Annotated in this window: 3 protein-coding genes; all 3 read left to right on the plus strand. The window is 64.3% G+C overall.

Features of this window, described 5'->3' with window-relative positions:
• Positions 1–1,073 precede the first annotated feature (1,073 nt).
• Positions 1,074–11,231, plus strand: a complete 10,158-nt coding sequence (locus V3B25_RS13175; RefSeq protein ID WP_329810824.1) for a cadherin domain-containing protein — start codon at positions 1,074–1,076, stop codon at positions 11,229–11,231.
• Positions 11,228–11,782, plus strand: a complete 555-nt coding sequence (locus tag V3B25_RS13180; protein WP_049422741.1) for a toxin-activating lysine-acyltransferase — start codon at positions 11,228–11,230, stop codon at positions 11,780–11,782. Before V3B25_RS13175 ends, V3B25_RS13180 begins: the two co-directional genes overlap by 4 nt.
• A 192-nt stretch (positions 11,783–11,974) precedes the next feature.
• Positions 11,975–12,517, plus strand: a complete 543-nt coding sequence (locus V3B25_RS13185; RefSeq protein WP_279914260.1) for a single-stranded DNA-binding protein — start codon at positions 11,975–11,977, stop codon at positions 12,515–12,517.
• The last annotated feature ends 21 nt before the right edge of the window (positions 12,518–12,538 follow it).

Raw genomic sequence — 12,538 nt, forward strand, 5'->3', positions numbered from 1 at the left:
GCATCAAGGGCACGCTGGGAGAGGTCGGACAGAGCGTTGCCGCAAGCTCACTCAGCCAGATCATTGAGAATGCGATCAAGATTGCTGATGGCGCCACGATCGGCATCACAGATGGCTTGTCAAAGGGGCAGGTCTTTACCGCGATCGGTGGGTACATCGGCGCGCGCCTGGGCGCCAGCCTCGTCCAGTTCGAAACAGTGGGTGGACAGTTGGGCGCTCAGATCGGCTCTGCTGTGGGCGCCTATGTTGGTGCCACGATGGCACAGACGTGGAGTGCCTTGCTGCAGGCCGTTGGCACGACCTATGCCGGACCCATCGGCGCGGCTATTGGCGCGTTGGTTGGGTACATATTCGGAGGATTGATCGGAAGTTTGTTCTCCAGTGGGAAGCCGCGCTCTTGGGCATCTGTCACCTGGGACGAGGCGAACTCGACCTTCACCGTTTCTGGCGTTCGTGCCCGCTCGGGCGGCGTGAGTATCGGAGCGACGCTACTGGCCAATCAGGTCGCTGGCACAATGAATGCGGTACTGGAGGTGTCGGGGAGCCGGGTGGCAACGGGTGCGACGGTGGATGGCGGTACCTATGGAACGTACGGCAAGAAGTATCGCTATTGGTCGGAGCCTTCATTCACCACCTCCAAGGCCGAGGATGTAATTTCCTACGGTACGGTGCGGGCGTTGTCCAATCTACTCGATCGGATGATTGGTGGAGACATCTACATCAAGCGTGCCATCGGAAAGAATCTTGTCAGCCTAGATGCGCCGACAGGTTTCAGTGCGACCAATCTGTTTGGCGACATAGCCGTTGCTTCCGACTACGCTCGATATGTTGCGTCTCCATGGGAAATCAATACTCTGATTGCGGGAGCGCCTGAGAGTGGGTTCGCCGCACAGTGGGCCATTACGCTCGTCCGTGTCGAAGAGCTCGGACTCAACCGCCGTGCAGCGTCTGATTGGACGGGGGGATTTGCTGCATGGCTTGATCAACTGGCAGACGGCGCTGTAGACGGTGTCGGTCTGGTCGCCTCCAACATGACGTTGGCGCTCGATCCTGATGGAGGACGAAAGCGTACCTTGGTCAGCTGGACCGGAGACGAAGTTCACTCGTTGGGCGACACCATCGTCACCGCAGATAAAGACAGGATCCTCGGCGGAACCGGCAGCGACAGCATCATCGTCAATGGTGCATTGCTGTCCAGCACCACCGGCCTGCTGGTCAACGGCAACGCACCTTCGGCCACGCATCGCATCGAAATCGCGGCTGTCATCGATGCCGGTGCAGGTGACGATCTGGTCCGGGGTGGAGACCTCGGCAACGATCTGCTCGGCGGCAGCGGCAACGATACCCTGGTGGGCGGCCTGCTCGATGACTGGCTGTTTGGCGGGGACGGCAATGACGTGCTGTTCGCCGGCAATATCACCAATGTGAACTTCGCCATCGGTGATGCCAGCGCACAGGCGCTGGCGATCGCTGCGCGTGGTGGCAACGGCAACTACCTCGACGGCGGTGCCGGCGATGATCGCCTGTATGGCAGCACCGGTTCGGACTGGCTGGAAGGTGGCGCTGGCAACGACCTGCTGGTGGGTGGCGAAGGGGGGGACATCATCGCCGGTGGCGCTGGCGATGATCGGGGTGCCAATGTCGAAGCACGCCTGTTCGGTGGGGGCGGCGCGGACCAGTACCTGTTCCGGCTCGGTGACGGCCGCGACGTGATCTACGACGAAGAGGGCGCAGGCGCCATCCGTGGCAGCGGCGACAGCTTGAATGATCGCCTCGCCAAGATCGCCAATGGACAGCTGGCGCGCAACTGGGCCGGTGGCGGCGAGTACGAGGTCAACGGTTCGGTGAAGGGCGGTGAGGACGCGATCGTGTTCGGCACCGGCCTGTCGCTGCAGAACATCCAGATGCGCCGCTCCTCGGCCAGCGGTGCCGGCAACGACCTGATCATCGCCCTGGTCAGCTATGACGCCGCCGGCAACGCGACCCTCACCGGCGATGAGCTGACCATCAAGGACTGGTTCGAATCCTCGCATCGCGTGGAGTGGCTGCGGTTTGCCGATGGCGAGGACATCCGCATCGGCGACATGACCTCGTACATCATCGGCACCGGTGGCTCGGATGTGATCCTGGGCACCTACGGTGCGGACTTCCTCTATGGCGGCGCCGGCAATGACGAGATCCGGGGCCTGGCCGGCAATGACTTCGGCAATGGTGGCTCGGGCGACGATTTCGTTGCTGGCGATGGCGACCAGGACTGGGTGATGGGCGGCTCCGGCAACGACCAGGTGCTGGGCGGCGCGGGCAATGACACGGTGTTTGGCGATGATGGCAATGATCGTGTGTATGGCGGTACGGGTTCGGACCTGGTGGTCGGCGGCCGTGGCAACGACGAAGTGGTGGGCGGTGAAGGCGATGACGTCTTCCGCTACCAGCGCGGCGATGGCGACGACATCGTCATGGACGACTATGTCGACAACTGGGATCTGGTCTGGGAAAGGGGCGCCTATGTCAACGGCTATGTGCGCAATGCCGATGGCACTGTCAGCAAGGATGGCGTGGTCTACTTCGATGGCTCCACCTGGATCAGCCACAACGACTGGAATGATGAGGCGCAGGTGCTGCGCCGGCACAAGGGCGCGCTCAATGGCCTGATTGCGCGCAACGCGGGTGTTGATTCGCTGGAGTTTGGCGTTGGCATCGACATCCAGGATGTGATGTTGCAGCGCGATGGCAATGACCTGCGCCTGGTGATCGGCCGCGATGGTGAGAAGGAGCGCCTCTCGGCGTCCAGTGACCGCATCACGATCAAGGACTGGTACGCGCTGGGTGGATCGATCGAGAACATGGTGTTTGCCGCGACCGGCCGCCATGCGCTCACCGACATGACCCTGCTGGGGGGCGGCGATGGCAATGACACCATTGCCGGTACGGCCGGCAAGGACTGGTTGACCGGCAACGGTGGCGATGACGTCATCGACGGCGGCGCGGGCAATGACCTGCTGATGGGCAACGAAGGCGACGATACGCTGCGTGGCGGTGCGGGTGACGACATCCTGTACGGCGGCCAGGGCGATGATCTGCTGCACGGCGGTGCCGGCGCGGACACCCTGTTCGGCGGCGGTGGCGTGGACATCGCCTCTTACGCGGGAAGTGCGGCGGTGCGCGTTTACCTGGAAGGCACGTTCGCCAATACCGGCGACGCCAAGGGAGATGTCTACAGCAGCATCGAGGGTATTGAAGGCAGTGCCGGTGCCGATCGCCTCGGCGGCAGCATCGGCGCGGACGTGCTGCGCGGTGGTGGCGGCGCGGATGCGCTGTACGGCGGTGAGGGCGACGATGCCTATGAGTACAACGTCGGCGACGGTAGTGATGTCATCTATGAAGGCGCCTTCTATCTGGATGAGGTGATGTCCAGCTCAGGGACGTTTGGATCAGCCTACACGGCGTCCTGGGAGTATCTGGGCCTTGGCGAGACAACGGCGGGCAACAAGCATCAGTATCGGTTGACGGTCAAGGAGATCGCATCCGGCACCGTTGTCTACCAGAGCGTGGACAAGGTGGACTTCCTGTTTGACGCCCCAGTGGCGAACGCGCCAGCCTCCACCACGTGGCCATCGGCGCAGGGGCAGTTCCGTTCGTCGACCTGGCGAAACGGGCCAAATGGGCAACAGATCGTGCGCGAAGTGTTCCAGGCCACCGACGGGGGCCAGGATACGCTGGTACTGGGAGCAGGGCTCAGCCTCTCCAATCTTCGGTTGGCGCTGAGCGGGACGACGCTCCAGGTGGATGTCTTCGCCGCACAGAACGGTACGATCAAGCTCGCCAATCATACGAATGCCCAGCGTCGCGTCGAGTTCATGCAGTTGAAGGACGGACTGGTGCTGGATCTGCGCCAGTTCCGCCAGCTTTCCCAAGGCGGTAGCGCGAGTGACGATGTATTGTTCGGGTCCGATGGCGCGGACACGCTTACGGGTCTTGCAGGTCACGACGTGCTGGCGGGTGGAGATGGCAATGACACGCTGCGGGGCGGCGACGGCGACGACACGCTGGAGGGCGGCGCCGGTGCCGACATCCTCGACGGCGGCAGCGATCGCATCAGCCTCGGCCAGGCCGCGGTGGCGGGTGAAGCCTATGGCGATACCGTCCGATACGTGACCTCCACTGCGTCGCTGGTGCTGGACCTGGCTGCGGGTACTCTGTCGGGCGGGCACGCCGATGGCGATACCCTGGTTGCAGTCAACGGCGTCAGCACGCTGGAGAACGTAGTTGGCAGCGACGGCTTCGCCGATACGATCAGTGGTGATTCACGCGCGAATCGCTTGATCGGGCTGGGTGGCAACGACTGGCTGGATGGGCGGGGGGGCGACGACGTGCTCATCGGTGGTGATGGCAATGACACCCTGATGGGCGGCGACGGCAACGACGCGTTGTCCGGTGATGCCGGCGATGACCGGCTTGAAGGTGGCGGGGGCAACGATGTGCTGGCCGGCGGCGCCGGTGCCGACGAGCTTTACGGCGGGCTGGGCGACGACCAGATCAGCGGCGATGTGGGCAACGACAAGGCTTGGGGCGGCGAAGGCAATGACACCCTGGGGGGCCAGGACGGAGACGATCAGCTCTATGGCGAGGCCGGCAACGATACCCTGGTGGGCGGCGCAGGCGACGACCTGCTGGATGGCGGCACCGGCAACGACACCCTGGCCGGTGAGGCCGGCAACGACCTGCTGCGGGGCGGGGATGGCAATGACACCTACCTGTTCGATCGGGAGGGTGGCAACGACCGCATCGAAGACGCACTGGGCGTCAATCGCATCGTGCTGCAGAACGTGGCCAACCACGAGGTCTGGCTGCAGAAGGTGGGCAACGATCTGCTGGTCAGCGTGATTGGAGGCAGCACTCGGATCACCATCGCGGGCTACTACACCGGCGCCAGCCGGATCACCGAGATCGCGACCGGTGCAGGCTCGCTGTTCCTCGCCCACGCCGAGCCGCTGCTTGCGGCAATGGCGGCAGAGTCGGCGTCCGTGCCGGCTGGGATGTCCTCCAGCTTGCAGGGCATGCTCGGCAGCTACTGGCAGAACTCGAGCAAGCCGGCACCGCTGGTCGAAACGCAGTACCTGGCCACCGACGAGGACGTGCCGCTCAGTGGCAGCGTCAATGCCGTCGACCATGACGGGAACATCACCGGGTACACGGTGATCACCGCCCCCGGCATGGGGACCGTCACGCTTAATGCGGCCACCGGCGCCTGGGTCTACACGCCGGCGGCGGACCGCCACGGCAATGACCATTTCGTGGTCCGGGTCACCGATGCCGACGGCAATACGGCCGACCAGATCGTCGATCTGGAGGTGCGCTCGGTCAACGACGCGCCCAGCGACATCCTCGCACCCGGTCCGCTGGCCGTGGACGAGAACGCCGCCAACAACCTGTCGCTGGGCCGCTTCGGCCATGTCGATCGCGACGGCGCGGAAGATACGGCCAGCTTCACCCTGATCAATGATGGCGGCGGCCGCTTCAAGCTCACCGCCGATGGCACGCTCAGCGTTCGTGATGGCACCAAGCTGGACTATGAGACCGCCACCGCGCACACCATCCGGGTGCGCGTGACCGACGGCGCCGGCGCGTGGTTCGAGAAGGACTTCAAGATCGACGTCCGCAACGTCAACGAGGCGCCGTTCACGCCGACGCGGCCACCGAACACTGCGGCCGTACTGGCCGGCGAGAAGACCGGGGCCGGTACGGTGGTGGGCACCTTCGTGATCGGGGACCCCGACAAGACCACGCCGACCCTGCAGCTGGTGACCAACCCGGGTGGCCTGCTGGAAGTGGTGGGCAACCAGGTGCGTGTGCGTGCGGGCGTTGCGATCGACTTCGAGACGCTGGCCGCCGCGCAGGGCGCGACCCTGGTCGATCTGGATGGCGATGGCATCAAGGAGGTGCTGCTGACCGCCAGCGTGAGGGCGTACGACGGCAGCCTGGCATCGGCCTCGACGCTCAGCTTCACCTATGCCATTGAAGATGAGAACGAAGCGCCGACGGCGGTGGTGTTCGCGGCCACCACCACCAGCTTCAGCGAAACCGATCGCGTTCCCACCGGAACCGCGCTGCCGGCGATCCTGCTCGGCACGCTGTCGGCCACCGATCCAGACACCACCGCCGGCAGTGATTTCGCCACGATGGTGTTCAGCGTGTCCGACAGCCGCTTCGAGATCATCAACGGCAACCAGCTGCGCCTTAAGGCCGGTGCGATCGTTGACTATGAAGCGGGAGGCAACGTCACCGTGACGGTCACCGCGACCGATCGCGGCGGCGCCGGATTGAGCGTCAGCAAGCAGTTGGTCTTCACCGTGGTCAACCGGGATGACTACCTGTACGGCACTGCCGCTGGCGAAACGCTGGTCGGCCAGGCCAACCGGGACGTGATCCAGGGGCTCGGCGGCAACGACATCATCAACGGCGGCGGTGGCAACGACGACCTGTACGGCGGCGATGGCGATGACAATCTGCGCGGTGAGGCTGGCGACGACAAACTGTGGGGCGAGCTGGGTCGCGACACGCTGTACGGTGGCGCAGGCGTCGACGAACTGCGTGGTGGTGATGGCGATGACAACCTGTATGGCGAAGACGGTGATGACCGCCTGTACGGCGACGCCGGCAATGACATCCTCGATGGCGGTGCCGGCAATGACCTGCTGGAAGGGGGCATCGGAAATGACACGCTGCGCGGCGGCGTCGGCAACGACATCCTGCGCGGTGGCGATGGCGACGATATCCTCGATGGCGGCGTCGGTGCCGACACCCTGTCCGGAGGCGCCGGTGTCGATACGCTGACCTACGCCTCGGCGACTGCGGGCATCGTGCTGAACCTGGCTACCGGAACACATGGCGGGGCGGCTGCCGGCGATGTGCTGGAAGATGCGTTCGAGCGCGTGATCGGCAGTGGGTTCGACGACGTCATCACTGGTGGCGCTGGGGATGATTACATCGAGGGTGGCGCGGGCAACGACAAGCTCTACGGCGGCGCTGGCAATGACACGCTGTATGGCGGTGATGGTGACGACCTGCTCGATGCGCAGGCAGGCAATGACACCCTGTATGGCGGCGCCGGTAACGACATCCTGATTGGTGGCGATGATAGCGACGTCTACTTGATCGACCGCAACTCCGGTGCCGACGAAATCCGCAACTACGACTCCAGTGGCGACGATATCGACGTCATCGGCTATCGCGACATCAGTCGCAATGATCTGTGGTTCAGTCGAACCGGCGACGATCTGGTGATCTCGGTGATTGGTACCAGTGTGGTGACCACGATCAAGGGCTGGTACACCACCACCAACGCCAATGATCGCGCCAACTACAAGATCGATTTCTTCCTGGCCGGCGAGCACGCCAGCAGCACGATCAATGCAGAGGCACTGGTCGCGTTGATGGCCGGCCGCACCAAGCCCGCCACGGTCGCGGCCTATCAGGCATTGCATGCCGACGGCACGTTCGAGAACCAGTGGCGGCACTACTGGGATGGCAACGGCCTGCCGTCGATCAGCATCGTGCCGGATCAGTCGATCAACGAGGATGGCCAGGTCGCCCTGCAGTTCACCGTCGGTGATGACCTGACCCCGGCGTCCGGGGTCACCGTACGTGCCGTGGCGGTGGATGCCACTGACCTTACGACGGTGGTGGCCTGGATGAATACTCCGACCATCACTGCGGGGGGCAACGGCGAGCGCACGGTGACGCTGGTGCCCAAGAGCAACGCCAGCGGACGCGTTGCGATCAAGCTGATCGCAACCGATGCCGGTGGGCTGGTGACCGAGCGCGTGTTCTTCATGAATGTGGCGCCGGTAGTGGACGCGCCGGTGATTACCCGTGCCGTGCAGGTCGGCAAGACACTTGATAGTGGCACGCTGACGCTGGATGTGCAGGCGGCGCTGTCCGATGCCGATGGTTCGGAGACCCTGGAGATCCGCATCTCGAACCTGCCGACCGGGCTGACCCTGAACAAGGGCACGAACCTGGGCAACGGCGTGTGGTCGCTGACGCCGGCGCAGCTGGCCGGTCTAGCGCTGGTCGGTCCGGCCACGTGGTCGGCCGACCTGACCGGCACTGCGGCGCTGACGGTGACTGCCATCGCCAAGGAGACCGCGACGGGCAAGACCAGCAGCAAGACGCAGACGCTGTCGGTCACCATCAATGCGCGTCCGACCGACATCACTGTCGACCGCGCGTTGAGTACGGTCGAGTCAACCGCGGATGCACCGGTGGCCAATGGCACGGTGCTCGGCAATTTCGCCCGCGTCGATGCGGACAACGATGGCTTCACCTTCAGCCTGACCAACAACGCGGGCGGCCGCTTTGCGATTTCCGCAGCCGGTGTGCTGACCGTGGCCAATGCCAGCCTGCTCGACTACGAGGCCAACACCTCGCACCAGATCGTGGTGCGGGTGACCGACTCGGGCGGGTTGACCCGCGACAAGACCTTCACCGTCGCGGTGACCAACGTCGATGAAGCCCCGGCAACACCGACCGTCTCCAGCCAGCCGGTGGCAATCGCTGCGGAGAACGCGGCCTTGGGCGGCGTGGTGATCGCCAGCCTTTCCTCCAGCGGAGGCAATGGCAGCTACAGCTATGTGCTGGAAGGGGACTCTCGCGGCTGGTTTACCCTGGTCGGCAACCAGCTGAAGTTCCGCGATGGCCTGGTGCTGGATTTCGAGGCGCTGAAAGCCGCAGGCCTGACCCTGAGTGATGCCGATGGTGATGGCCGCCAGGAGGTGGTGTACTCGGTATCGGTGAAGGCCGTGTCGGGTGGGCTGACCTCGGCGGGGGCGCGCACCATCACCGTGCGCCTGGAAGACGTCAACGACGCGCCGCATGGCATCACCGTCGATCGCACGCTGAGCATCGCGGAGAATACCGCCAACGGTTCCGAGGTCGGCAAGTTCAGCGGCCAGGACCAGGACGTTACCGACGGCCTGACCTTCACACTGGTGAACAATGCGGGAGGACGCTTTGCCATCACCGCTGCCGGGGTGTTGAGCGTGGCCAATGGCGGGCTGCTGGACTACGAGGCCGCCACCTCGCATTCGATCACGGTGCGGGTCACCGACACTCATGGTGCCAGTCGCGATCAGGTGTTCCAGGTCGGCGTGTCCAACGTCAACGAAGCACCGCGCACGCCTGACGTCGTCCAGCATGTGGCGCTCACCTCGGAGAATACCGGCGTGGCCGGGCAGGTGGTGGCTACGTTGTCCTCATCTGATCCGGATGGCACCGCGCCCTCTTATCAGATCATCAACGATCCCTTCGCCTGGTTCGTCATTTCCGGAAACCAGCTCAAGTACAACGTCAGCAGTTTCGATTTCGAAGCGGTTGCACCGTACCTGCAGCTGATCGACGGCGACGGCGACGGCCAGCTGGAGGCTTACTACAACGTCACGGTCCGTGCCACGGATGGTGCGCTGGTGTCGGGCAATCGCGAGATCACGGTGCGCATCGAAGACGTCAACGAGGCACCGACGACCTGGGGCCAGAGTCTGACGCTGGCCGAATCGGCGCCGGGCGCGGGCCAGACCGTGTTCCAGTTCACCAACTGGTCCGACCCCGACAGCCAGTGGTACAACCGCGACCACCGGTTTGCCATCACAGGTGGTGCCAGCAACCTGTTCGGCATCAACGCCACCACGGGTCAGATCGCGCTGCACGGGCAGCTGGACTATGAAACCGCGCAGAGCCACCAGATACAGGTGACGGTCACCGATCGTGGTGGCTTGTCCAGCAGCACCTGGGTGACGATCAATGTGCAGAACGTCAATGAGCGGCCGACGGTCGTCCAGACGCTGGATAGCAACTACGTGTACGTGCTCTGGGGAAGTGACCAGGAGGACATCTTCAGCCGTCTGGTGATCACCAGTGCGGTGGAGCTGGTGAGTACTACCGGCCAGTACTGGGACACCTACACCAACGAGACATCGTTCTTTGACTATGGGACCACGTCGAGGGCCATTTCCGGTGATGGCTTCCTGAACGGCTATTACTACAACGGCACGCTTGCCACGCGGATCGTGAATCGTGGAAACCGGCGCCAGGTGAATGACGGAAACTGGGGCGATCCGCGCGGAAGCGGCGCGGGCTACTACCAGGAGACCTACTACGACACCTACTATGAAATCGTCATCCAGAGCGTGGACAGCGCTGGTCTCTGGAGTGATCCGCTGAAGTTTGTCGTCAACGAGTTCGGTGCACGCCTCGGTCCGGTCGTGCTTGATCTGGATGGCGACGGCGTGGAGACCGTGGGTTGGGCACAGAGCGCCACGCGGTTCGACATGGACGGTGATGGCGTGCGTGACTTGACCGGTTGGGTCGGCCCGCATGACGGCCTGCTGGTGCTCGACCGCAACCGCAACGGCACGATCGATTCCGGCGCCGAAATCTCGTTCACGATGGATCTGGAGGGGGCCCATTCCGACCTTGAAGGCCTGGCTGCCTATGACAGCAATGGTGATCGGCGTCTGGATGCCAATGACGCCCGCTTCGGAGAGTTCCAGGTCTGGCGTGACGCCAACCGCGATGGCATCAGCCAGGCGGGTGAACTGTTGACGTTGCAACAGGCGGGTGTGGCGTCGATCAACCTGGATGCGCGGCGCACCGGGCAGATGCCCGGTACATCGCCGGACAACACCACCTACGCCAACGGTCAGTACACCCGTACCGATGGCACCCAGGCGGCCTTGTCGGACATGTTCTTCGCATTTGGTGAGCGTGAAGAGGATGCTGACGGTGACGGCCTGAACCTGAATGCTGGCGCCGGCAAGGGCGGACGCGACCTGGGCAGCGGTGATGCCGCCTCCGGCCGGGTCAACCGTCGAGGCGGCGATCCACGCTTCGCGCCTGCAGCTGACCTGCCGCAGGCCCCGGTGGCGCAAGCAGTGACGGAACCGGGGGATCGTTTCGGTGGCGTTGAGCCCACCGCCGCCGAGCGGATGCAGCAATCGACTCGTTCGGAACATCGTGCTCCTATCGACGAAAGCATTCCCTCCGGCCAGGCATCACAGCGCTCAGCCTTGCATGACAATCTGGCGCTGGCACAGAAGAAGCGGTTCCAGATGATCGAAGCGATGTCCACGTTCGACGCCCAGCCCTATGCCCAGGGCATCAGCACAGCGGCGCGCGATCCGGCCACCATGGAACTGTTGACCGCCATTCCCGACTACAGGATTTCCCGTTCATGATCACGTCCACGACCGCCACCGCCACCACCACCACCGATGGGGCGCCGCGTACCGTTGCCGAGGCCCTCGGCCAGATCGTCTGGCTGCTTTCACAGTCGCCGCTGCACCGTGAGATGCAGTTGAAGGACCTCGAATGGTCATTCATGCCGCCGCTGCTGAAGGAGCAGTTCCGGGTGTTCCGTTTCGGCATCCTGCCGCCGTTGCCGGGCATGCAGGAGGCCGGTGCGGCCTTCGCCGGGGTGACCCAGCAGGCGCTGGAACAGTTGCCGCTTGGAGTTGCAATCTGGGCCAATTTGTCAGAGGAGGCCGAGCGCAAGCTGGAAGCCGGCGAGCGGCTGGAACTGGACGACTGGAACAGCGGCGATCGCCTGTGGCTGATCGAGTTCATCACCCCCTTCGCCCAGCCCGGCAACGGCCTGGCCGAGGCCATGCTGGGCGATCTGCTGACCGGGCCGTTCGCGGGGCGCAGTCTGTCCATGCACCGGACCGATCCGGCCACCGGCCGGCGTGACAAGGTGACCCTGGGCGGCGTGCCGTCGCAGGCGGCCTGATCCGGGAGAGGTGAACGTCCGCCCCGGTCGCCACGCTGGCGGTCGGCGGAGTAGAGGCAAGCCCGGTGGGCCGGGGCTCGATGATAGAATGCCGGGTTTCTGGCAGTGCCCACCCATGGGCGGCCGGGTATCGGCAACTCCGGCTGTGTGCTATGACAGGCACCAGCCCCCGGACAATGGAATCACTTACCTATGGCGCGCGGCATCAACAAAGTCATCCTGGTCGGCAACCTCGGCAACGACCCGGACGTGAAGTACACCCAGAGCGGCATGGCGATCACCCGCATCAGCCTGGCCACCACCAGCGTCCGCAAGGACAAGGATGGCAACCAGCAGGAACGTACCGAATGGCACCGCGTGGTGTTCTTCGGCAAGCTCGGCGAGATCGCCGGCGAGTACCTGCGCAAGGGCAGCTCGGTCTACGTCGAAGGCAGCCTGCGCTACGACAAGTACACCGGCCAGGACGGCGTGGAGAAGTACTCCACCGACATCGTTGCCGATGAAATGCAGATGCTGGGCGGCCGTGGTGAAGGCGGCGGTGGCGGCGGTGGCGGCAACTACGGCGGCGATCGCCCGCAGCGCCAGCAGGCGCCGCGCCAGGAGTACGGCGGCGGTGGCGGTGGCCAGCGCGGCGGCCAGGGCGGCGGTTACGGCAACCAGGGTGGCAACCAGCGCCCGCAGCCGCAGCAGGCGCCGCCGATGGACGACTTCGCTGACGACGATATTCCGTTCTAGCGAATACTAGATCAATAGTGG

Source organism: Stenotrophomonas sp. SMYL8 (assembly GCF_036320065.1).
GTDB lineage: Bacteria > Pseudomonadota > Gammaproteobacteria > Xanthomonadales > Xanthomonadaceae > Stenotrophomonas > Stenotrophomonas maltophilia_A.